Here is a 24,020-nt window from a genome sequence, read left to right on the forward strand (position 1 = left end):
TGTGTCGCAAAATGCTATCCCATCCCCATTGTTGGTGTTAATCGCATTACTTCAAGGGTTAATGTTACTGGGCCTGCATCAGGCCATGTCATGGCAATTTTGGCCTTATCAAGATCCTGCCTGGCTTTATGCCCTGTACGCTGGGGTGTTGACCGGCCCATTGCTGTTGTTGCTAGGGCTGAGTAACACCAATTTTCGCTTTATGCTGCAAAGTTCCCTGGCCTTTAGTTTGGTTTCCGGCTTGCTGGGTTACTATGTCGGCAGTCAGGCAAGCCCGCCGGATGAGGTTGGTTTAGGTATATTACTGCCGGCACTGATTGTGACGCTGACCATCGCTACCTTTAAAAGCCTGATGTATCTGCAACTTGGCATTCCTAGCCTGAAAACGGCCAATATTAACTATTCTGAGTTGTTCGCTCATTCATGGCGAAACTTTCTGACCATGGGGTTAGCCCTGCTCTTTAGCCTGGGTATCTGGTTGCTGCTAATGCTATGTGCCGCGCTTTTTGATGCCATAGGCCTGAAGTTTTTTGAACAGTTGTTTACCACCAGTTGGTTCTACTATCCTGTGCTGTCAATGGCCATGGGATTGGGGATTGGTCTGTTTCGCCGGCAGTCTGGCATTGTCGACACCATAGTGCATATTCAGCAGTTGCTGGTGAAATGGATGCTGGTGATGTTAGTGCTGGTGTCGGTGTTATTTTTGGCAACCTTGCCTTTTACCGGCTTAGCACCGCTTTGGGAGTCCGGTGGCAGTACCCTGATTTTATGGATGCTGGCGTTACTGTTGTTCTTTGTCAACGCGACTTACCAGCATCAGGCTGACCCACACATTTACCCGCGTTGGCTGCACCGCCTGATTTATCTGAGTTTGTTGTTGATGCCGGTGTATAGCTTGATTAGCGCCTATGGCCTGTACATGCGGGTGGCGCAATATGGCTGGTCGGTATCACGTTGCTGGGCAGTGTTGTTATGGCTACTGCTGAGTCTTTTTGCTCTGGGGTATGCCAGTCAGATCTTGCGGCATAAGGACAATTGGCTGCAGGGGCTGGGCAGAGTCAATATCCCCATGGGACTGACGGTATTACTGGCTATGTTGTTGGTCAATTCACCGCTACTGAATTTTATGCAGATCTCGGCTAATAGCCAGATGGCCAGACTGAGTCAGGACAAACTGGCAGCAGACGAGGTCGACATTCACTATTTTCACTCTCAGCTCGCCGGACCAGGTTATCGTGCCCTACAGAAAATTCGTGCGGACTATGGGCAAACCTACCCTGAGCTGAGTATGCGAATTGACGCGCTCTACCAAAAAAACGAGGAGATGGATCTGGCAGCGTTTCAGGTGCAACTAGCAAAGGTGATAGAAGGGGCTGAAAGCACTTGGCCGGACGGCCTGTTGGCGGCTATTACCCAACACTTGCATGAGCAGCCCTGGCGTTTAGCGCAAAATCAGGGCTATTACCTCAAAGCAGTGGATCTCAATAGCGATGGTCAGCAAGATTTCCTGTTAATGGAGGAAAGCATACACCAGCCTGAGTTCAGTTTGTATTATTTAACGGACGACGGCTGGCAGGTGAAGTCTCTACACCTGCGGATTGCGCCGGATACGGATCTAAAAGCGCTAACCGCGGCGATAAAATCATCTGACTTTGCTGTGGTTTTACCCAAATGGCAGCAGATTCGTGTGAAAGGCTTGACACTTTACACCGAGCCGGAATAAATGCGGTGCCTGGCATCCGGGTATGATTTCCCGTAAGGTCAGGGTTCAGGCTGGAACGGCAAGATAACAATAACGACATAATAAAAGAGGAACGAATGAAGAAAACACTATTGGCATCACTGATTGCTTCAACTTTTGTATTAGCCGCCTGTGGTGATAACAAGGCACCTCAGGTGAGCCAGGCGCCTACTGAGCAGGTGCAAAAGGGTAACGCCGAACTGGGTAGTTTTGGGGTTGACCTGACAGCACGCAATGAAGCGGTAAAACCTGGTGATGATTTCTTTATGTATGCCAGCGGTACCTGGTATGACAACTTTGAAATGCCTGCTGATAAGACGCGTTATGGTGCTTTCAGCGAATTAGCGGATAAGAGCGAAGAGCAGGTTAAACAGATTATTGATGAGTTGGCATCGGCTAAAAACTTAACCGGCGAGAAGAAACTCATTGCTGATTTTTACCATGCCTATATGGATATGGACAGCATCAATGCAAAAGGCCTCAGCCCCATTCAATCCACATTGAATAATATTGCCGCGATTGATTCGGTAAAATCCTTGACTGAGGTATTTGGTAATGCCTGGCTAACGGGCACACGTTCACCTATCTATGCTGGCTTGTGGTACAACCGTTTGGATCCTAACCAATATCAGCTCAGTGTTGGTGTCGGCGGCTTAGGTCTGCCTGATCGTGATTATTACCTGGAAGATACCGAACGCTTTGCTAATATTCGTCAGGCTTACCTGGCACATATCGCGCAGATGCTGAGTTTTGCCAAGGTGGACAATGCCGAGCAAAAAGCCGAGCAAATTCTGGCGCTGGAAACCCGTATTGCTGAAATCCAGTGGCCACGTGAAAAACGTCGTGACCGCGACCTGACATTGAATCAGCTTGAGCGCGATCAGCTATCTGATGCTTATCCTAACTATGACTGGAACAGCTATTTTGCCCCCAGTGGTTTGCAGGTACCTAATCTGAATATCAGTCAGCCAGAGCCGGTAAAAGCAGTGATTGGCATTATTAATGATACTGATTTGGCTGTTTGGAAAGATTACCTGACTTACCATACCATCAGCGGCAACGCTAATTATCTGCCTGAAGAGGTTTATCAGGCGAATTTTGACTTCTTTGGCAAAACCCTGAGTGGTCAGCAGGAGCCTCGTCCGCGTTGGAAGCGCGCAGTGGACGAAATGTCGAGCATCGAATCCCTCGGCTTTGCTATTGGTAAGGTTTATGTGGAGAAGTATTTCCCAGAAAGTTCCAAGCAGCAAATGTCTGAGCTGGTGGAAAATCTGCGTACAGCCCTGGGCGAGCGGATTAAAGGACTGGACTGGATGGGTGAGGAAACCAAAGTTAATGCTCAGGCTAAATTGGAAGCCTTCCGTCCCAAGATTGGTTATCCAGATAAATGGCAGTCATTTGACGGTTTGACCATCAGTGATTCAGATGTGCTGGCCAATGTGCATAACCTGCGTAAGTTCTTTAACGCCCAAGATGTGGAGAAAGAACTGCAGCCTACTGACCGTGAGCGTTGGGGAATGCCGCCGCAGCAGGTAAACGCTTATTACAATAGCTCGTTCAACGAAATCGTATTCCCGGCTGCTATTTTGCAGGCCCCATTCTTTGATCCTAATGCGGATCCTGCGGTTAACTATGGCGCCATTGGTGCGGTTATCGGCCATGAAATGGGCCATGGTTTTGACGACCAGGGGTCTAAATCTGACGCCAAGGGTATTCAGCGTAACTGGTGGACTGACTCGGATCGCGCCGCCTTTGAAGCCAAAGCCGATAGCCTGGCTGCGCAGTACAGTGCTTATGAGCCCATCGAAGGAAACTTTGTTAATGGTCGCAACAGCCTGGGAGAAAACATCGGTGACGTGGGGGGCCTGGCCATGGCTTATCATGCTTACAAACTAAGCTTGAAAGGCAAAGAGGCGCCAGTCATTGATGGTTTAACGGGCGACCAGCGTTTCTTCCTGGCCTGGGCACAGGTGTGGAAAGAGAAGCGTACCGAGCAAAGCATGCTTAATCAGTTGCGCGCCGGTACTCACGCACCGGGTCGTTATCGTGCGTTGGCGCCTCGTAACCATGATGCTTGGTATGAAGCCTTTAATGTACAACCAGGCGATGCATTGTACCTGGCACCAGAAGAGCGTGTGCGAATCTGGTAAACATAGCTCGACCGACACAGCCGCCTGATATCAGGCGGCTTTTTCTTTAAGGGCGGCACGACCGGCCCTGATTTTATTACTTGGACTGAGTTTTTTGGAACTGATATGAGACTTTCCCGATTGCGCCTGCTGGTCATTCCCGCTGTTATCAGTGCACTTTTATCTTGTGCCAATCATCAGCCCGAGCCGCCATTACATTTCACGATATTACACACCAATGATCATCATGGACGCTTCTGGCGCAATGACCAGGGTGAATATGGCATGGCGGCCCGTCAGACCCTGATTGAACAGATTCGTCAGGAAGTGGCTGATGCGGGTGGATCGGTGTTGCTGTTCTCCGGAGGAGATATTAATACCGGTGTGCCCGAGTCAGATATGCAGCAGGCCAAGCCGGACTTTCTTGGTATGCGCTTGTTAGGCTATGACGCTATGGCGCTGGGTAACCACGAATTCGACAATCCATTGGAAGTCATTGAACAGCAGCGTCAGTGGGCGGGGTTTCCTATGCTGTCAGCCAATATTTATGGCCGGAAAACCGGACAGCGTCGTTACCAGGCCTACCAAATGTTTGAGCGGCAAGGGGTACGTATTGCGGTATTCGGCCTGACCACTGAAGATACCGCTAAAATTGGCAATCCTGAATATATTCGGGGGTTGGAGTTTCGCGACCCTAAGGCTGAAGCGGTTAAATTGGTGGCACAGCTTCAGCGCGAGGAGCAGCCTGATTTGATTATTGCCCTGACGCATATGGGCCATTATGACGATGGCCAGCACGCTATCAATGCACCAGGAGATGTATCCCTGGCACGTGCATTGCCAACGGCGAGTGTAGCCATGGTTATTGGCGGTCATTCGCAGGAGCCGCTTTGCATGGAGCAAGAGAACGTTCGACAGGTTGATTATCTGCCAGGCCGTCCTTGTCGACCGGATCGCCAAAACGGTATCTGGATTATGCAAGCCCATGAGTGGGGAAAATACGTCGGACGCGCTGATTTTGTGTTCCAGCAGGGAGAGCTGAAACTGCATGATTACCAGCTGTTGCCGGTAAACCTTAAGGGCACAGATCTGCCCCCAATTTCAGAGCATGCGCAAATGCTGGCGCTACTGACACCCTATCAGGACGTTGGCCGCCAGCAATTGTCTGTGACGCTGGGGGAAACGCGGGGCAGATTGGATGGAGACAGAACACAGGTAAGGTTTGTGCAAACTAATCTTGGACGCTTGATTGGTGCGGCGCAGTTACATAAAGCCGCTGCTGATCTGGCGGTTATCAGTGGGGGCGGGATCCGTGACTCTATTGCGTCCGGACCTATCAGTTACAAGGATATTCTTAAGGTTCAGCCCTTTGGTAATACGCTGACTTATGTGGATATGCGTGGAACGGAACTGTTTGATTACCTGACACAAGTGGCTGCAAAACCTGCAGACACTGGCGCTTATGCACAGTTTTATCGGGTCAGTATGACGTTAAGCGATGGGCAACTTCAGCAAGTATTCATTGGCGGCGAGCCACTGCAAATGGAGCGAGTATATCGTTTGGCTTTAAACAGTTATAACGCCTCTGGCGGGGATGGGTATCCGGTGCTCACGGGCCATCCGGGCTATGTGAATACGGGGTTTGTGGATGCCGATGTGCTACGTGAATTTGTTATCCAGCAGAGTCCCATCGACGCTGATGCCTATCAACCGCGGGATTATTAATTATTGAGGCATTTACATATCCTTAGTTTCTAAATGTAAATGCATGGTTGATTTAGTGTTTGTTAATTGTTCATAATTCTGCATTAACGCCCGGTTTGCATCGGGCTATTTATTGTTTATTACTCAGGGAACAACACCATGGCACTAACGATTAATTTTGAGTTACAGGAACAAGACCTGGATTATTATCGCGATATGATGCAAAAAACGCAGGCAGCGGTCAGAGAACTGGATCGTTCCGACGTTCTGAATGCGGCGCGTAAACTGGCAGGGGAAGTGCAGGACCAAGTGCCAGATTTTGTTGCCAGTCGCTTAAAGCAGTTAGAGCAACTGGTTAACATGGTGGAAGATAATGACTGGGACTTAACGGAAGAGGAGAAAGTAGATGTACTCAGTGCGCTGGCATATTTCTCCCAAGCAGAAGACCTGATTGATGACCGTTTACCGGTGTTAGGCTTTTTGGATGACGCCATTATGATTGAGCTGGTGGCACGCGAGCTGGCAGATGATTTGAAGGCGTATGATGAGTTTTGCGCCTATCGCCGTCAGGAAATTGAACGTCGTGGTGAAGGTGCTCATACCAGCAAAGCTGATTGGCTGGAGGCAAAGCGGCAGGAATTACATTCCTGGATGCGCCGTCGCCGTTCTGAAAAGCGAGCGGGTGGCAGTTCAGCCGGATTCCGTTCATTTTTCTCATTCCGGGGGTGATAGCACTTTTTGAGTGCGCTTGCGTGTTGTAGATTGTTTACTACGACTAACAAAAGCCGATGCTATTAACTCATCTGGTTAATATTGTCGAAAGATGAGGTTGGAAATTGTCCAAGCCCCTCTCATTGCAAACACTGAAGTGAGGGGCTTGTATTTCTGAGTTGGCGTTAATCTATTAACGCTTGTCAGTACCTGTCGCTCCAGTAATGCTGGAGTGAATAGAATGCATGGTATTACGTGCTTGTTCTCTTTCTGCATCAACCTGTGCTTGAGTTCTACACTTTTTATGTTTCAGCATGCTGCCAGTGGTTCTTTCAGCACGGCAAATCAAATCCTCTTTCTCTGCATTCTGATTGGTGGCTGCAGTTTGGCTATCAGCTTTGTTTCCTGCGCAACCCAGCATGGTTAGGGCAACGCCCATAATAAGTAGCAGTTTTTTCATGCGACTAGTTTCCCTGTTTTTTTAAGTGAATGTGTGAAGTCCTTTGGCTTCAGGTACAACGCTACACTAAACAGGTAATGTACAACAAGTAGGCAGATGTAATTAAAATGTTATTGGGGGAGTAAAGTACTCTCTACACCGCCTGTTTTTTAAATAGCTCCCTAAAGACCGGATAAATGTCTTCTACACTGCGAATATGCTTCATGGCAAAGTTGTCGTATAACTCGGCTAGGGCTTCGTATTCGCGCCATAAACTTTGATGCTGACGCTGGGTAATTTCTATGTAAGCGTAGTAACGCACTCTGGGGAGCAAACGCTCTTGTAGTAAACTACCGCATTGCGGAGAGTCATCAGCCCAGTTGTCGCCATCAGACGCCTGTGCGGCGTAAATATTCCATTCCCCTTGCGGGTAGCGAGCCTGGACGATTTCATCCATCAGTTTCAGGGCGCTGGAGACAATAGTGCCACCCGTTTCCTGGGAATAGAAGAACTCCTGTTCATCCACTTCTTTGGCTTGGGTGTGGTGACGAATGTAGACCACCTCGACATTTTTGTAAGTGCGGGTTAAAAACAGATACAACAGAATATAAAAACGCTTGGCCATATCTTTGGTAGCCTGGTCCATTGAACCAGACACATCCATCAGACAAAACATCACGGCCTTGCTGGTAGGCAGCGGACGCTTTTCGAAATTGCGAAAACGCAGGTCAATGGTATCCAGAAATGGAACTCTGGCAATGCGTGACTTGAGCTCTGCGATCTGTTTTTCCAGCCCCATTATCTCCAGTTCATGATCATGCTTGTCATCTTTGAGGGCTTGTAACTGGTCTTCAAGTTCACGCAGTTCCTTGCGTTTTCCGCCGGTTAGGGCGATACGCCTGGCCATGGAGCCGCGTAATGAGCGCACAATATCCAGGTTGCTAGGTACGCCATCGGTTTTAAAACCCGCCCGGTATGTCTTGTATTCGACCAACTTATCCAGTTGATTCTTCTTCAAGTTGGGCAAAGCCAGGTCTTCAAACAGCAAGTCCAGGTATTCGTCTTTGGAGATTTGAAAGACAAACTCGTCTTGTCCTTCGCCACTGTCAGAGGCTTGGCCTTGTCCTGCACCACCACCCTGGCCACCAAGCGGACGCTGGATACGGTCACCCTGAGTAAACTGGTCATTCCCAGGATGAACCATATCCCGCACACCGCCCTTACCGGTATGAAATATGGGTTCTTTGATATCCCGGGTGGGGATATTCACGCTTTCCCCTGTGTCAATGTCAGTAACACTGCGTCTGGATACTGCATCCGACACGGCTTTCTTGATCTGCTGCTTATAGCGGCGGATAAAGCGTTGTCGGTTAACCGTGCTCTTCCCTTTGCTATTCGCTCTGCGGTCAATAAAGTGCGCCATACTACTACCTCGCGCTTCAGGATGATTTACGGACGCGTAGATACCATTCACACAATAGTCTCACCTGTTTTTGGGTATAGCCTTTTTCCGTCATGCGTTTGACGAAATCATCATGCTTCTTCTGATCTTCGGCACTGCTCTTGGCATTAAAGGAAATGACAGGCAACAAATCCTCGGTGTTTGAGAACATCTTTTTCTCGATAACGGTGCGCAGCTTCTCATAGCTAGTCCATGCCGGGTTTTTGCCTTTATTGTTAGCTCTGGCCCGCAGAACAAAGTTGACGATCTCGTTACGAAAATCTTTGGGGTTACTGATGCCAGCGGGCTTTTCTATTTTTTCCAGCTCGGCGTTTAGGGCTTCGCGATCAAACAGCTGACCGGTTTCAGGATCACGGTATTCCTGATCCTGGATCCAAAAGTCTGCATAGGTTACGTAACGGTCAAATAGGTTCTGACCATATTCAGAGTAAGACTCCAGATACGCAGTCTGGATTTCTTTACCAATGAACTCTACGTATTTAGGCACAAGGTATCCTTTGAGGAACTCCTTGTAGCGCTCAGTGGTATCCTGTGGGAATTGTTCCCTCTCCACCTGACGTTCCAACACATAAAAAAGATGTACCGGGTTTGCAGCGACTTCTTGCGGGTCAAAATTGAAGACCTTGGACAAAATCTTAAAGGCAAAACGGGTGGACAAGCCTTCCATACCCTCGTCGACGCCAGCATAGTCCCGATATTCCTGATATGACTTGGCTTTCGGGTCGGTATCTTTGAGGCTTTCGCCGTCATAGACCCGCATTTTTGAGTAAATACTGGAGTTTTCCGGCTCTTTGAGACGAGATAACACACTGAACTGAGACAATATCTCGAGCGTACCCGGAGAGCAGGGGGCACCGGTTAATTCACTGTTTTCAATCAATTTGCGATAGATCTTCTGCTCTTCGCTGATGCGCAGGCAGTAAGGCACTTTAACAATGTATACCCGGTCAAGGAAGGCCTCGTTATTCCGGTTATTGCGAAAACTCATCCATTCGGACTCATTAGAGTGAGCCAGAATAATGCCGTCAAAGGGTAGTGCAGAGAAACCTTCGGTGGGATTGTAATTCCCTTCCTGGGTAGCCGTTAGCAAAGGGTGCAAGACTTTGATGGGCGCCTTGAACATCTCCACAAATTCCATTAAGCCTTGGTTGGCCTTACACAGTGCGCCGGAATAGCTATAGGCATCCGGATCATTTTGGGCAAAGGTTTCCAGCTTGCGGATATCCACTTTACCCACCAGGGAGGAAATATCCTGATTGTTGTCGTCGCCAGGTTCGGTTTTGGCTACGCCAATCTGATCCAGAACCGACGGATGCAATTTCACCACCCTGAATTTTGAGATATCACCATTGTACTCGTGCAGGCGTTTTCTGGCCCAAGGCGACATAATGGTTTTTAAGTAGCGTTTGGGAATGCCGTATTCTTTCTCAAGAATCTCACCGTCTTCATCGGCATTGAAAAGTGCCAGCGGATGATCGTTAACCGGTGAGTCTTTTAGGCAGTAGATGGGGACTTTTTGCATCAGCTCCTTGAGCTTTTCAGCCAAGGACGATTTTCCTCCTCCTACCGGTCCCAGCAAATAAAGGATTTGCTTTTTCTCCTCCAGCCCCTGTGCCGAGTGCTTCAAGTAAGAGACTATCTGTTCGATAGCGTCTTCCATGCCAAAGAAATCCGAAAAAGATGGATAGCGGGCGATAGTGCGGTTAGAGAATATTCGACTTAGTGCGGGATCCTGGGAGGTGTCCAGCATGTCTGGTTCACCAATAGCCAGCAGCAGTCGCTCGGCCGCATTGGCATAAGCGGTTTTGTCCTGTCTGCACAGCTCGAGAAATTCGCTGATACTGTATTCTTCTTCTTTATGAGCTTCATATCGTTGTTGGTAGTGCTCGAAAATACCCATAACCACCTCCGGGATAATCAACTGGAATCACATGATTGATGAAAAGAGAAGGCCTAATGTTTCAGCTTGCCTTTACCTAAAGGTTAGACCCTATTTTTCCGCTCTGTGTTGCAATTTACAGATTTCATTGCAAAAAATGTTTCAGTGTAGGCTGGAACAATTAGTCAACCTTGGTTAGATCAAGTGTCTGAACGCCGCGACGGAAACAATTCCTAACTAAATCAATATGGACTCTATCTCGGCTTTGGTGGGCATCAGCGTAAACGCTGGGTAAACTGCCGGTTTTTAGTTGCCGTGAGAAGCAAGCCGATGCAAAAAGTGTCTTTCCCCCTTATTAAATTCGCCGTGGTGGCCGCTCTACTTGGTCCCTTGGTTGCCTGTCAGCACGGTATAAATGAACAGACTGCGCATCTGCAGTCTGAACAAGCGGTTAATCCCCTGCTTGCTCAATGGAGCGGACCTTATGATGGTTTACCTGCCTTTGAACAGATGTCCCTGTCGCAGGTTAAACCCGCTTTGCAAGCAGGTATGCAGCGTCAACTGACCGAGTTAGATGCCATTGCCACTAACCCAGAACCACCAAGCTTTGAAAACACTATTGTCGCTTATGAGCGCAGTGGTAAAGATTTGGACAGAGTGTTCACCTATTACGGTATTCTTCGTTCTAACTTATCCAGTCCGGAATTTCGTGTTATCCAAAAGGAAATGGCCCCGCAATTGGCGGCATTTAACTCCAGGATTATTCAGAACGACAAATTGTTCGACCGCATTAAGACTGTTTATGAAAGTGACGACCTGAAAACCCTGCGAGCCGATCAACAGCGCCTGGTTTACTTGATTTATGATAGCTTCGCCAGCAATGGTGCGACCTTATCTGGTGAGGAAAAAGCCCGTTACGCGGCGATTAATCTGGAACTGTCCAAGTTACACACCCAGTTTGCCAACAATGTACTGGCCGACGAAGAAAATTATGTACTGTTCTTAGAGCCAGGGCAGTTGGGCGGATTGCCTGAATCTTTGGTAAAAGCGGCTGCACAGGCTGCCAAAGACAGGGGACAGGAAGGTAAGTTTGCTATTACCAATACCCGTTCTTCAATGGACCCCTTCTTGACCTTTTCAACCGAACGTGGGCTTCGCGAGAAGGTCTGGCGTACTTATTACAGCCGCGGTGACAACGGAGATGCCAATGACAACAATGCCATCATTGCCCATATCCTGAAGCTGCGTCATGAGCGGGTGAATCTGCTGGGCTATGACAATTATGCCCAGTGGCGTTTGTCTAACCGTATGGCAAAAAATCCCGAAAATGCCATGAAGCTGATGGAATCTGTGTGGCCGGCCGCCATTGCTCGGGTGGCTGAGGAAGTGGGTGATATGCAAGCCATCGCCGATAATGAAGGGGCCAACATTCGCATTCAGCCCTGGGATTATCGTTTCTATGCTGAAAAAGTGAGAAAGGCCAAGTACGACCTGGACTCCAATGAAGTGAAACAGTACCTACAACTGGATAAGTTGCGTGAAGCGATGTTCTATGTGGCAGGACGGGTATTTAATTTTACTTTCAGCCCAGTGCCGGCGGGTACCGTGCCGGTGTTTCATGCAGATGTGCAGGTTTTTGAAGTCAAAGACAAAGACAGCGGCGAGATCGTTGGCTTGTGGTATCTGGATCCTTTTGCCCGTCAGGGTAAGCGCAGTGGGGCCTGGGCGACTAGCTATCGCAGCTATACCAGTTTTGATGGCGCGAAAGCGGTTCTTTCCTCCAATAATTCAAACTTTGTAAAAGGGGCGCCAGGAGAAGCTGTGCTGATTTCCTGGGATGATGCCACCACGTTTTTCCATGAATTTGGTCACGCCCTGCACGCACTTTCTTCTAAGGTTGCGTATCCCACCCTAAACAGCGGTGTGCGGGACTACACGGAATTTCAATCTCAGTTGCTGGAACGTTGGTTGCTGACAGATGAGGTGATTAACAATTACCTGGTACACCACAAAACCGGTCAGCCGATTCCATCGGAATTAGTGGCCAAAATTAAGCAGGCTGCCACGTTTAATGAGGGCTTTAAAACTACGGAGTATCTGGCTTCAGCCCTTATTGATTTGAAATTACATATGGCGGATCCAGCAAACATAGACGCTGATGCTTTTGAGCGCGATACCTTAGCTGCGCTGGGCATGCCTGAAGAAGTGGTGATGCGTCATCGCACCCCGCAGTTTGGCCATGTGTTCTCTGGTGAAGGTTATTCGGCCGGTTATTATGGTTATATGTGGGCCGAGGTATTAACCTCCGACGCGGCCCAGGCATTTGCCGATGCGCCAGGGGGATTCTATGACCAAGCCATGGCGGATAAGTTGGTTAAGCATCTGTTCTCTGTGCGCAATGCCCAGGATCCTGCAAAGGCATACCGTGATTTTCGTGGTCGCGATGCCAAGGTTGATGCCTTGATGCGGGATCGCGGTTTTGCGGTTGGCAAAAGCGTTAAAATGTAGTGAGCAGGAGATGTAAAAAAGGCCGCTGATGCGGCCTTTTTGTTATTCTGCCAGTGAGGCTTTGGGATTAGGTCCCCATTGGTTTTCTTCGGTCTGGCTGTCCTGAATCAGGAAGAACAGTATTACCAGGAAACCAATCAGTGGAATAATCAGCAACAACGCCCACCAACCACTGCGACCGGTGTCGTGCAGACGGCGTACCATAATGGCAATGCTGGGGATAAAAACGGCCAATGAGTAGATCATGCCAGGGATACCGCCGAGCAGACTTAGCACCAGCGACACGATAAAGTTGATAAGAAACACCATCCAGTACTCTTCGCGTCTGGAACGGGTGGAGAAGGTGAAATAGTCAGTGAAAAACTTCTTATACCACTGCATTTAATTTCCTTATTTAAGGTATTGATTAGAATGAGTTTTATATCAGAAAAGTGCGTGTCGACCACGCGGGATTAGTTATGTTGTTTGATAATAATGTGGCAGCGGACAGACTTGACCCGGGTATTCGGCTGGATAATGAACAATTACTGGTTCAGCAAGCGCTGCAGAGGTTAGCGCGTTGTTTAAAGAATGGCCAGCCATGTCGCGGTCTGTATGTGTGGGGGAAAGTTGGGCGTGGTAAAACCATGCTGATGGATGCCTTTGCTCAGCAATTGCCTACAGCGATGGTAAAGCGTCAACACTTTCACGAATTTATGCGTGATTTGCACAGTACCTTACGAGAGCTGGGAGGCCGGGAAGATCCGCTTATACTGATTGCTCGGCGCGTGGCGGCGGAATGCAAGGTACTGTGTTTTGATGAGTTCTTTGTCTCTGATATTGCTGATGCCATGCTGTTGGGTAGACTACTGCAAGCCTTGTTTACGCAAGGCGTGGTATTGGTCGCAACCAGTAATTGTGAGCCAGCGCAGTTATATATCAATGGGCTGCAAAGAGCCCGTTTCTTGCCGGCTATAGCGGCTATTGAACAGCACTGTCAGGTTATGTACCTAAATGGACAGGTTGACTACCGCTTGCGTGAGCTAACAGCTGTTCCTTGCTACTGGGTGTGCCAGGGGCAGGAGATGTTGGACACTAACCGGCGCTTACTGGCTGAACATCAACTACAAGGGCTGAACACGTTGACCTTGATGGGACGCGAAGTAGAGAGTCTGGGTATTAATGGCACTAGTGTCGCCTTTGACTTTGCTGCGCTTTGCCAAGGGCCGCGAAGCCACCTTGATTATATTGAGCTGTGTGAGCGTTTTGATAACCTGTTGCTGTTGGATGTGCCGCCATTGTCAGCGCAGAGGAACGAACAGATAAAAGCCAGGGGAACGGAAGACAGTGCTCTGGGCTCAGGTGAAACCGGCGAACGTATTGTGAGTTTAGGGGCCCATGACAATGCCACCCGACGTTTTATTGCCTTGGTTGATCAGTGTTACAGCATGGGCGTCAGGCTCTATGTTACCGCATGTTTGCCGTTGGATAGTCTGTATACCGAAGGGGCTCTGCTGTTTGAGTTTGAGCGACTGAAGAGTCGCCTGGCAGAGATGGGCTCGCTGGAATATCAACAAGGACTGATCTAAAACCTGTGGTGTGCGTAAGTTATGTCAAACAAATCAGGACCCACTGGCATGCTGCAATTGCATCATTTGAATAATAGCCGTTCCCAACGCGTTCTTTGGTTGCTGGAGGAATTGCAAATCCCCTATGAGCTCCAAACCTATCAACGTGACGCTAAGACCATGCTAGCGCCCCCGGCGTTGAAGGCGTTACATCCGTTGGGAAAATCCCCCCTTGTTACTGATGATGGGCTGATACTGGCGGAGTCGGGCGCCATTATCCAGTACCTCTGTGAACAGTATGGACCGCAGTGGATCCCCGCCAGAGGCACGGAAGAGTATTGGCATTATCACTATTGGTTGCATTTTGCCGAAGGTAGCCTGATGCCACCTATGTTACTGAAACTAGTGATGGATAAAATTCGTACCAACCCCATGCCGTTTTTTATCCGCCCCATTGCCAGGGGCATTGCTGACAAGGTGATGAAGGCCTTTGTCAGTCCCAATATTCAGAATAATCTGGCTTTTATCGAACAGTCACTGGCGGACAGGCAATGGTTTGCGGGAGACAGGCCCAGCGGTGCAGATATCCAGATGAGTTTTCCTCTGGAAGCTGCCGTAAGCCGGGGACTGGTGCCTGAATCACAGCAGAACATTCGTGCATATGTTAAGCGGATTCAGTCTCGCCCAGCTTATCAGCGGGCTTTGAAAACCGGTCCAGAATACGCATACGCGTTATGAATGCTGACATTTGCTAAGTTGACCTATGGCGGCAACGGCGTCTTCCACCTGACTTGACCAGGGCAAGCCGTAGCTAAGCCGGATGCAATGCCGGTACTTGTCCGAAGGGGCAAACAAAGTGCCGGGCATCAAACTTACCCCCAACGGCAACGCTTGCTGAAACAGCATGTTGCCGTCCAGCTTTTTCGGCAGTTCCAGCCACAAAACCGCGCCACCCGCAGGGTTACTTACTCGGGTCCCGCTGACAAAGTGGCGGGCAATGCACGCCAGCATCCGTTCTTTATTGGTAAATAGCACCTGACGAAGCTGACGCAGATATCTGTCGTATTCGCCGCTGCCAATAAACTCAGACAAGCTCCATTGATTAAGCAAGGAAGATGAGCAGGATAGGGCGCGTTTCAGACTGGCGGCCTGGTTGGCAAGCCCGGGGGCCAATAGCCAACCTACTCTGTGGCTGGGCGCGGCCGTTTTGGAAAACGAACTGCAGGTTAGCACCCAGCCTTGTGTTGCATAACGCTGAGCAGGCAGGCCACGTTTTTCACCAAAATACAGATCGCCGTACACATCATCTTCCACCAAATAAACCCGCCGAGCTTCAAGTAACGCAACCAATTGACGTTTGCTTTCTTCACTGTTCAAGGCACCCATGGGGTTGGTAATACTGGATGACAGCACACAGGCCTTAATAGGATGGCGGTCCAGCGCCTGAATCACATCATCAACGCTGATGCCTTCTTGTGGACAGACCGGGATTTCATAGGCCAGCATACCCAGACTCTCTATTAATTCCAAAATACCGAAATAACAGGGGGACTCAACGGCAATGATATCGCCGGGACTGGCTACTAACTTCAGGGCCAGGGTTAGGGCTTCCTGGGCACCGTTGGTGATAACGATTTGGTCGGGATTAACCTTCATATCCATATCCAGATAACGAAGTGCAAGTTGGCGCTTTAAAGGCTCGAAACCGGCAAAGGGACCATACCCAATGGCCTGCTCACCGGCCATGGACATCACCCGTCGCATGCACCTGGCCAGCGCTTTGTTACTGGGGAGTGCGGCAACCGGATTACATATACCCAAAGGAATAATGCCCGGTACATGAATGGCATTGTAGGCCTGCTCTATCAGTTGTTGTCTGCTGACTGGCAGTGCTTTTGTTGCGAGTTTGGGTTTTCGGGGGACGGCATTGCCGGGCGGATTGACGCGCAGGAAATAGCCGGATTTAGGACGGGACTCCAGCATACCGATGCGCTCTAGCTCTTCATAGGCTTGCTTGACCGTGGGGACACTGATATTCAATGTGGTGGCCAACTGTCTCAGTGACGGAATGCGTTCGCCGGCCTTTAGTGTGCCATTTATTTGCATTTGTCGAATGATGTCTGCCACCTGCCGGTACAGGTAAGTGTGATTGTCGCGGTTGACTAACGGTTGCATAATCTGTGTAGGTCGCTTTTTTACAATCTGTATATGTTAAGTATACAGATAATCTTTATCATAGCCTGCATTGAAATGAATACCCGGACGCGCAATGAAAAACACTCTCCTTTATCTGGTCACCGTGTTGATTTGGGGCTCAACCTGGCTGGCTATTGAGTTTCAGTTGGGAGTCGTGGCACCCGAGGTCTCACTGGTTTATCGCTTTGGTCTTGCTGCGTTGTTAATGTGGGGGTATTGCTGGTATCGAAAACTACCTATGCAGTATGACCTGCGCCAGCATGCCTTCTTTATGCTGTTGGCGCTGTGTAATTTCGGCTTCAATTACTTGGTGTTGTATTGGGCGCAGGCTTATTTGACCTCGGCGTTGGCTTCTATAGCGTTTTCCACTATGTTGTTGATGAATATCGTCAATACCCGATTGTTTTTCGGGCAGCCTATTGCGGGGCGTATATATTGGGGCGCGTTATTAGGTATTGCCGGTATTGTTTTACTGTTCTGGCAGGATTTGCAGCAACTGGACTTGTCCAACAAAGTACTGGTTGGATTACTGATGGCGCTGGCCGGTACCCTGATTGCATCCTTTGGTAATATGGTCAGCGTGCGAAACTCTAAACGTCAGGTGGGAGTATTACAAGGTAATGCATGGGGTATGTTGTACGGCACCCTGGTGTTAGCTGTGGTATCTGTTTTGAGCGGTGCCAGTTTCAGTTTTGACTATCGTGCCCCTTATGTTATTAGCCTGCTATATCTGGCCATTTTCGGCACTGTGGTCGCTTTCGCTTGCTACTTTGTGTTACTTAAAAATATCGGTCCGCAGAAAGCCAGTTACGTGATCGTGCTGTTTCCACTGGTGGCGGTGGCCTTGAGTAGCTGGTTTGAAGATTTCCAGTGGAATGGCTTCACGCTTTGGGGTTTTTTACTCGTGCTGTGTGGTAACGGCCTGGTCTTAACGCCTTATTCTCGGATCCGCAGTTGGTTGGCGACTAACGTATTCGTTGGGCAACGTAAGCTAAACTGAACGAATCACCATTGCTGAATCAGGGCTGAGCTGTTATATCAAATAACCTTGCTGTTGTATTAAAAGCATAGGGAGCAATGACAATGATGTTAAGCAATGAGCAGGGCTTTGCTGACAACAAGGTTGGGTTGGCCGCGCAGCTTCAGCATCTCCATGAGGTTGCCGCGCGCAATTTTAGCTTTTTGAACCGTATTGCCGTGGCTCTGTATGATGACAAAACCGACATGGTACGCACTTTTGCCTACAGTGGTGAGGTATGCGGACTTAACCATTATCAGGCCAAGCTTAGCGAATGTCATTCGTTGCTTGAACTGGCCAGGTCGCAGGGCACGAGAGTAGAGCAGGATCTTAGTGTCTTTGCCGACAGTCAGCATCGCCATGCCTACGAGATCTTCGCTGCCGGTTATCGTTCCAGTTATACCGTGCCGATGATGTGGCAAGGCCAGTTGTTAGGTTTTGTGTTTTTTAATGCAGATCAGACCGATGCGTTCTATCCCCGCTGCTTGTCTGAATTGGACTTAATCGCTCAGTTTTTGACTCTGCTGGTGGCCACCTTACAGTCCCACAGCAGAACCTTACTGGCCACGCTACGTTCTGCCCGGGATATGACCCATTCAAGGGATCCTGAAACCGCCTATCATCTGGAACGTATGTCGCGCTATGCCAGGCTAATAGCGCTGCGTACGGCAAACAAGTTTGGCGTAGATGATACCTTTGTCGAACATGTCTATCTGTTTTCACCCTTACATGATTTGGGCAAAATCAGCATTCCCGACAGGGTATTGCTCAAAACCGGCAAGCTGACAGACGCTGAGTTTCAGATCATGAAAGGCCACACCGAAGCAGGGGCGGAGATGGTGGACAAACTGATGGGAAATTTTGGCCTGAATAACATGCCGCATATTTCTATCCTGCGGAATATCGTCAGGCACCATCATGAAGCGCTAGATGGCAGCGGTTATCCTGATGGCTTACTGGAAGCGCAGATACCGCTGGAAGCCAAAATTGTGGCCGTGGCTGATGTATTTGACGCCTTAACCAGCAAGCGTCCCTATAAAGATGCCTGGGATAATGAACGTGCCTTTACGACGTTGCGTGAACTGGCTGGCAGTAAACTCGACAGTGACTGCGTGGATGCGTTAATCGCACAGCGTCAGGAGGTGGAAGAGATTCAGCGTATCTTTAAAGAAAATCCCTTCGGTTAGTTCACCGAAGGGGCGATAGCTTGCTTGGCGCTATGACGCCTGGGTAACCACAAGGCCAATAGCAATCCCAGGGTAGCCAATAGCCAAGCCCACAAATCACCAAACTTGCCATAAGGTGTTTGACCACTGTAGCGCGGTACATCGCTGACCAATACGCCTTGCTGAAACTGGGGAAGTTCGTCGAGCAGTTGTCCTTGGCTACCAATCACAGCCGTGATGCCATTATTGGTGGCCCGTAGCACGGGGATGCCGAATTCTCTGGCGCGCACCTGAGCAATTTCAAGATGCTGATGTGGACCATGGGAGTGACCAAACCAGGCATCATTACTCACCGTCAGAATGTAATCTGTATGCTGATGGAGGTTGGCGCGAATCTGATTGGGGAAGGCAATTTCAAAACAAATGGCCGGTGCCAGATGTAATCCATTGGCCTGTAGATTAGGTTGCTGAAAGTCACCGCGGCTGAAAGACGACATGGGCAGATCAAACAAGGGAGCGATACCTCGTAACCAATCCTCGAATGGAATAAACTCGCCAATAGGGAGCAGATGGTGTTTGGCATAGCGATTAGCATGTGGATAACGATAATGACCCTCTGCCTGGCCGTCTTGACTGCCTAATACAATTAAATTGTTAAAAGCATCTCGGGTTTCAAAGTTGTAATTAACAATGCCCGTGACTAAGGCCGTTTGATGACCGGCGGCGGTTTCATCCAGTTCTTGTAAATAGCGCAGTGCCAGAGGCTCTAGCTTAGGAATGGCCGCTTCCGGCCAGATAATCAGGTCGGCGTCCCAATGGGTATCTGTCAGATGCCGGTAGAGATTCATGGTTGGCAGATCCTGCTCCGGAACCCAGCGCAGAGACTGTTGGATATTGCCCTGTACCATGGCCAACTTAATTGATTGACCTGTAGCCTTTGTCCATTGCTGCTTGCCCAAAAGGTAACCGCTGATCAGGAGAACAGCGGTAATCACTACAGCGGATTTGAAATGGCGTTTAGGGAGCAACAAGCCCAGGCTGCACGCCAGGGTGACCAGCAGCACACTGACCCCGGTTTCGCCCACCATTGGTAAATAGCCACCAAGGGGCCCATGTAACTGGCTGTAACCCACAGATAACCAGGGAAAACCCGTTAACATCCAGCTTCGGAGCCATTCGCAAAACAGCCAGATAAATCCAATGGCCAATGGCCAATAAGCGGGCCTGATAAAACGCACCAGCAGCGATGACGCCAGGGCAGGATAGAGCGCCAGATAAGCGCAAAGCAGTAACATCAGGCCAATGGAGCCTGCCAGGGGCAGGCCACCAAAATCAGCAATACTGACATGCACCCAGCTTATGCCGGCGCCAAACCAACCTAGGCCAAAGCTCCAGCCACTCACAAATGCATGAGACCGCCCTTTGTTATTCAGCAGCCAGAAAAAGCCAGCTAATAATAACGGAGCGAGGTACCAAGCACCGAATGGTGCGTAAGAGAAGGTTAAACCTGCCCCCAGTAAAAGACTGATAAGGCAGGTTGGTAGCAGCTGTTTAGCTGCCTTGATCTTCGGCATCATCCTTTTTCGGCAGACTCACTTTTAATTGGATCAAACGGCGCTTGTCCGCGTTAGTAACGCGAAATTCAATACCGTCAATCACAACAAATTCATCCCGCATGGGCATATGCCCAAATGCGCGCAGCACGATACCACCAATAGTGTCGGCTTCTTCTTCATCAAAACCGGTATTGAAATAATCGTTAAAGTCCTCCACAGAGGTCAGGGCTTTAACGGAAAATGTGCATTTATTCAGAGGGCGGATATCATCCGTTTCATTCTCTTCAACATCATGCTCATCTTCAATTTCACCGACGATCAGTTCAAGAATATCTTCTATCGTCGCCAGACCCGACACACCGCCGTATTCATCCACCACAATGGCCATGTGATAGCGTTCCTGACGGAACTCACGGAGCAGCACATCTACGCGCTTACTTTCCGGTACGATAATGGCCGGGCGCAGAATGTCTTTGAGTCGGAAATCTTTTTCGGGGTTAAAGCCGTATTCCAGCAGATCTTTAGCCAGCAGGATCCCCTCGATATGATCTTTGTCTTCGTTGATCACGGGGAAGCGCGAGTGGGCGGACTCCAGTACCACCGGCAGGAATTCTGCGACGGTCTGGTCAATGCCGATGGTCACGATTTGGGCTCTGGGGATCATAATGTCCCTGACGCGCATTTCGCTAATTTCCAGCACCCCTTCGATCATGTCGCGGGTGGCGTTGTCTATGACTTCACGTTGCTGGGCTTCGTTGATTACTTCAACCAACTGTTCTCTGTTTTGCGGTTCTCCCGACAGGCTCTGGACTATCTTTTCCAGCCAGCCTTTATTGGAAGAACCGTTGCTAGAGTGGGGACTGTCGTCGCTCATAGGCTCCAATCTTGTATCTCAATGAGGGGGGTATCATTCCCGATCCAAGTAAGGATCGTCAATGGCTAATTTTGCCAGGATGCGGATTTCTAGGTTTTCCATCTCCTCGGCATCGTTGTCATCTATATGGTCAAAGCCCAGTAAATGCAAGGTGCCGTGAACACACATATGTGCCCAATGATGCTGCAGTGGTTTATGCTGTTCGGCCGCTTCATGGGCAACCACCGGCGCACAAATCACCAGATCGCCGAGCAAATCCAACTCCACCCCAGGTGGTGCTTCAAAGGGAAAGGATAAGACATTGGTCGGGTAATCCTTACCACGATACTGATGATTCAACTCGCGGCTTTCTGTCTCATCGACAATACGCACGGTTACCTCCCCTTGGGGAAGTTGTACCTCATCTAATACCGCATCTAACCAGGTTTGAATATCCTGCTGTTGTGGTAGCGCATCAGCCTCACTGGCTAGCTGCAAGTCCAAATTGACGCTCATGAATGTGTATCACCGTTGTTGCGTTCGGCTTTACGCTGCTGCTCCTGGGCAAGTTTGATTTCTTCCTGTTCCCGCTCGTGTTCCTCATAGGCCTGCACGATACGGCTCACCACGGGGTGGCGCACTACATCGGACGCGTCAAAGAAATTAAACGAAATATCATTCACGTCCTTGAGTACCTCGATGGCGTGACGCAGACCGCTACGGGCGCCGCGGGGCAGATCCACCTGGGTGATATCGCCGGTAATCACGGCCTTGGAGTTAAAGCCGATACGGGTCAGGAACATCTTCATCTGTTCCACCGTGGTATTCTGGCTTTCATCCAGAATGATAAAAGAATCATTCAGAGTGCGGCCGCGCATGTAGGCCAGTGGCGCAACTTCAATAACATTGCGCTCAAGCAGCTTTTCAACCTTCTCAAAACCAAGCATTTCGAACAGGGCGTCGTACAGCGGGCGTAGATAAGGGTCAACTTTCTGTGACAGGTCACCGGGCAAAAAGCCCAGTTTTTCACCGGCTTCCACGGCCGGACGAGTCAACAGAATACGGCGGATTTCCTGACGTTCCAGGGCATCCACTGCACTGGCCACGGCCAGATAGGTTTTGCCGGTACCGGCCGGGCCAATGCCAAAACTGATATCGTGATTAACGATATTCTGTACATATTGAGACTGATGGGGATTGCGTGGCTTAATCACGCCACGCTTGGTCTTAATATGTACTTCCTTACCGTATTTACCCGCTTCAGCCTGTTCCAGGCATTTTGCTTCCTGAATCGCCAGGTGGACTTTCTCAGCATCCAAGTCAGGGATCTGGCCTTTTACCGGTTGGGTTTCGATATACAACAATTTTAGCAATTCAGCCGTGGCCATGGTTTGCTGGGCTTTACCCATAACCTTAAACAGATTTTCTCTGTGGCTGATTTCCACACCCAGGCGGCGCTCTATTTGTTTGATATTGTCATCAAAGGGACCACAAAGGCTGGAGAGCCGTTTGTGGTCATTAGGTTCCAGTACAAGTTCGTTACTGACCAGTTGATTGGGCAAAGATCCTCTCCTGCTTATTGCATGCTGATGGGAATATACTGGCCGACGCCCAGGGTATCGGGCTGATTGGCCTGCTTTTGAATGATGCTTTGTGGCGTGACGCTGACGCGCAGGCCCATATCGGTTTCGCGACGTACCACTTCACCGCGCAAGGAGTTGGCAAACACATCGACAATCTTCACATCGACAAATTCACCAATCATGTCATCGCTGCCGACAAAGTTGACCACCCGGTTATTCTCGGTACGACCACACAACTCACCGGCATCTTTTCTGGATGGGCCTTCCACCAAAATACGCTGTTCGCTGCCCACCATTTTGCGGGCGATGTCCATGGCCTGTTGGTTGATACGCTGCTGAAGCAGGTAGAGACGCTGTTTCTTGGTGTCTTCGCTGACATCATCTGGCAAATCGGCCGCTGGCGTGCCTGGACGGGCACTGTAGATAAAGCTGAAACTAAGGTCATAGCCAATGGCCTGAATCAGATCCATAGTGGCCTGGAAGTCCTCGTCGCTTTCACCTGGAAAACCAATGATGAAATCTGACGACATACTCAGGTCTGGGCGAATCTTCTTCAGGCGACGAATTTTGGACTTGTATTCGATGGCAGTGTGGCCACGCTTCATCATGGTCAGAATACGATCTGAACCACTTTGAACCGGCAGGTGTAAATGATCCACCAGTTCCGGAATGTTGGCGTAGGCTTCGATAATGTCGTCGGTAAATTCCACCGGGTGCGAGGTGGTATAGCGGATACGGTCAATGCCATCAATGGCTGCCACTAAATGCAGCAGTTCAGCGAAAGTACAGATACTGCCGTCATGATTCACGCCGCGAAAGGCATTTACGTTCTGGCCCAGCAGGTTTACTTCACGTACCCCTTGCTCGGCAAGTTGGGCTATTTCATAGATAACATCGTCGGCCGGGCGGCTGACTTCTTCGCCACGGGTATAAGGCACCACACAGAAGCTGCAATATTTAGAGCAGCCTTCCATAATAGATACAAAGGCACTGGGACCTTCTGCACGCGGCTCGGGCAGGCGGTCAAACTTCTCGATTTCCGGGAAACTGATATCCACCACCGGCGATTGGGTACCTTTAACCTGATTAATCATTTCCGGCAGGCGGTGTAGGGTTTGTGGGCCGAATACGATATCCACGTAAGGTGCACGTTCACGAATATGATCGCCTTCCTGCGACGCCACACAGCCACCTACACCAATAATCAGCTCTGGGTTTTGCTTCTTTAGGTTTTTCCAACGGCCCAACTGGTGGAAGACCTTTTCCTGAGCCTTTTCACGAATGGAACAGGTGTTGAGCAGAATAACATCGGCCTCTTCAGGATTTTCAGTGGCCTGATAGCCGTGGGTGGAATCCAGTAGATCTGCCATTTTCTCCGAGTCGTACTCGTTCATCTGGCAGCCCCAGGTTTTGATGAATAATTTCTTGCTCATACTGCTTTAAGTAAAACCCTAATAAGTAAAAAAGAAAGGCCAAATGCCTTCCTTTAAAAATTTGGTACGTGATTAACCGCGTATTTTACCGCCAC

General features: G+C 49.5%; 19 protein-coding genes. 9 read left to right on the forward strand and 10 right to left on the reverse strand.

Annotated elements, in window-relative coordinates; translation table 11 throughout:
* The first annotated feature begins 1 nt into the window (after position 1).
* The 4 genes from IEX02_RS18395 (at position 2) to IEX02_RS18410 (ending at position 6,303) form a co-directional block, all read left to right on the forward strand.
* The gene (locus IEX02_RS18395) at positions 2–1,723 is read left to right on the forward strand and encodes a DUF4153 domain-containing protein (protein ID WP_188698716.1); all 1,722 of its coding nucleotides are present in this window, start codon (positions 2–4) and stop codon (positions 1,721–1,723) included.
* A 95-nt stretch (positions 1,724–1,818) separates the two neighbouring features.
* Positions 1,819–3,891 (forward strand): M13 family metallopeptidase, encoded by a 2,073-nt coding sequence (locus tag IEX02_RS18400; protein WP_188698720.1) that lies wholly within the window; start codon positions 1,819–1,821, stop codon positions 3,889–3,891.
* Positions 3,892–3,996: 105 nt separating this feature from the next.
* A complete protein-coding gene (ushA, locus tag IEX02_RS18405) occupies positions 3,997–5,595 on the forward strand; it encodes a bifunctional UDP-sugar hydrolase/5'-nucleotidase UshA (RefSeq protein ID WP_188698724.1) in 1,599 nt (532 codons plus the stop codon).
* Positions 5,596–5,733: 138 nt separating this feature from the next.
* Entirely contained in the window at positions 5,734–6,303 is a 570-nt protein-coding gene (locus tag IEX02_RS18410; protein WP_188698726.1) for a DUF1232 domain-containing protein, read from the forward strand.
* Between the two features lie 175 nt (positions 6,304–6,478).
* Here IEX02_RS18410 and IEX02_RS18415 read toward each other — a convergent pair whose 3' ends face one another.
* The 3 genes from IEX02_RS18415 to IEX02_RS18425 form a co-directional block, all read right to left on the reverse strand.
* Positions 6,479–6,745: a hypothetical protein gene (locus tag IEX02_RS18415; RefSeq protein WP_188698729.1), complete on the reverse strand. Its 267-nt coding sequence runs from the start codon at positions 6,743–6,745 to the stop codon at positions 6,479–6,481.
* A 133-nt stretch (positions 6,746–6,878) separates the two neighbouring features.
* Positions 6,879–8,147, reverse strand: a complete 1,269-nt coding sequence (locus IEX02_RS18420) for a YeaH/YhbH family protein (RefSeq protein ID WP_188698733.1) — start codon at positions 8,145–8,147, stop codon at positions 6,879–6,881.
* A 16-nt stretch (positions 8,148–8,163) separates the two neighbouring features.
* Positions 8,164–10,086, reverse strand: a complete 1,923-nt coding sequence (locus tag IEX02_RS18425) for a PrkA family serine protein kinase (protein ID WP_188698736.1) — start codon at positions 10,084–10,086, stop codon at positions 8,164–8,166.
* Positions 10,087–10,395: 309 nt separating this feature from the next.
* Here IEX02_RS18425 and IEX02_RS18430 point away from each other — a divergent pair, with 309 nt between their 5' ends.
* Entirely contained in the window at positions 10,396–12,573 is a 2,178-nt protein-coding gene (locus IEX02_RS18430; RefSeq protein WP_188698739.1) for a M3 family metallopeptidase, read from the forward strand.
* Between the two features lie 42 nt (positions 12,574–12,615).
* Here IEX02_RS18430 and IEX02_RS18435 read toward each other — a convergent pair whose 3' ends face one another.
* Entirely contained in the window at positions 12,616–12,954 is a 339-nt protein-coding gene (locus IEX02_RS18435; protein ID WP_188698742.1) for a DUF805 domain-containing protein, read from the reverse strand.
* A 77-nt stretch (positions 12,955–13,031) separates the two neighbouring features.
* On the opposite strand from IEX02_RS18435, the gene zapE reads away from it, so the two are divergent.
* Positions 13,032–14,141, forward strand: a complete 1,110-nt coding sequence (zapE, locus tag IEX02_RS18440) for a cell division protein ZapE (protein WP_188698745.1) — start codon at positions 13,032–13,034, stop codon at positions 14,139–14,141.
* A 48-nt stretch (positions 14,142–14,189) separates the two neighbouring features.
* Positions 14,190–14,858: a glutathione S-transferase gene (locus IEX02_RS18445; protein ID WP_188698748.1), complete on the forward strand. Its 669-nt coding sequence runs from the start codon at positions 14,190–14,192 to the stop codon at positions 14,856–14,858.
* Here the strand turns inward: IEX02_RS18445 and IEX02_RS18450 are convergent.
* A complete protein-coding gene (locus IEX02_RS18450) occupies positions 14,853–16,295 on the reverse strand; it encodes an aminotransferase-like domain-containing protein (protein WP_188698751.1) in 1,443 nt (480 codons plus the stop codon). The genes IEX02_RS18445 and IEX02_RS18450 overlap by 6 nt on opposite strands.
* Positions 16,296–16,389: 94 nt before the next feature.
* Here IEX02_RS18450 and IEX02_RS18455 point away from each other — a divergent pair, with 94 nt between their 5' ends.
* Positions 16,390–17,316, forward strand: a complete 927-nt coding sequence (locus IEX02_RS18455; RefSeq protein WP_188698754.1) for a DMT family transporter — start codon at positions 16,390–16,392, stop codon at positions 17,314–17,316.
* Positions 17,317–17,399: 83 nt separating this feature from the next.
* On the forward strand, positions 17,400–18,521 hold the full coding sequence (locus IEX02_RS18460) for an HD-GYP domain-containing protein (protein WP_188698757.1): 1,122 nt from the start codon (positions 17,400–17,402) through the stop codon (positions 18,519–18,521).
* Here IEX02_RS18460 and lnt read toward each other — a convergent pair.
* From lnt to miaB, 5 genes are read right to left on the reverse strand one after another with little or no spacing between them, the layout of a single operon-like run.
* Positions 18,518–20,074, reverse strand: a complete 1,557-nt coding sequence (gene lnt, locus IEX02_RS18465) for an apolipoprotein N-acyltransferase (RefSeq protein WP_188698762.1) — start codon at positions 20,072–20,074, stop codon at positions 18,518–18,520. The genes IEX02_RS18460 and lnt overlap by 4 nt on opposite strands.
* Positions 20,052–20,930, reverse strand: a complete 879-nt coding sequence (gene corC / locus IEX02_RS18470; RefSeq protein WP_188698765.1) for a CNNM family magnesium/cobalt transport protein CorC — start codon at positions 20,928–20,930, stop codon at positions 20,052–20,054. Before corC ends, lnt begins: the two co-directional genes overlap by 23 nt.
* Positions 20,931–20,963: 33 nt before the next feature.
* The gene (gene ybeY, locus IEX02_RS18475; protein ID WP_188698767.1) at positions 20,964–21,425 is read right to left on the reverse strand and encodes an rRNA maturation RNase YbeY; all 462 of its coding nucleotides are present in this window, start codon (positions 21,423–21,425) and stop codon (positions 20,964–20,966) included.
* The gene (locus IEX02_RS18480; protein ID WP_188698770.1) at positions 21,422–22,471 is read right to left on the reverse strand and encodes a PhoH family protein; all 1,050 of its coding nucleotides are present in this window, start codon (positions 22,469–22,471) and stop codon (positions 21,422–21,424) included. The genes ybeY and IEX02_RS18480 overlap by 4 nt, the downstream gene beginning before the upstream one ends.
* A 14-nt stretch (positions 22,472–22,485) precedes the next feature.
* Positions 22,486–23,925 (reverse strand): tRNA (N6-isopentenyl adenosine(37)-C2)-methylthiotransferase MiaB, encoded by a 1,440-nt coding sequence (gene miaB, locus IEX02_RS18485; RefSeq protein ID WP_188698773.1) that lies wholly within the window; start codon positions 23,923–23,925, stop codon positions 22,486–22,488.
* Positions 23,926–24,020 lie beyond the last annotated feature (95 nt).

This window comes from Bowmanella pacifica, from assembly GCF_014645355.1.
GTDB classification, from domain to species: domain Bacteria; phylum Pseudomonadota; class Gammaproteobacteria; order Enterobacterales; family Alteromonadaceae; genus Bowmanella; species Bowmanella pacifica.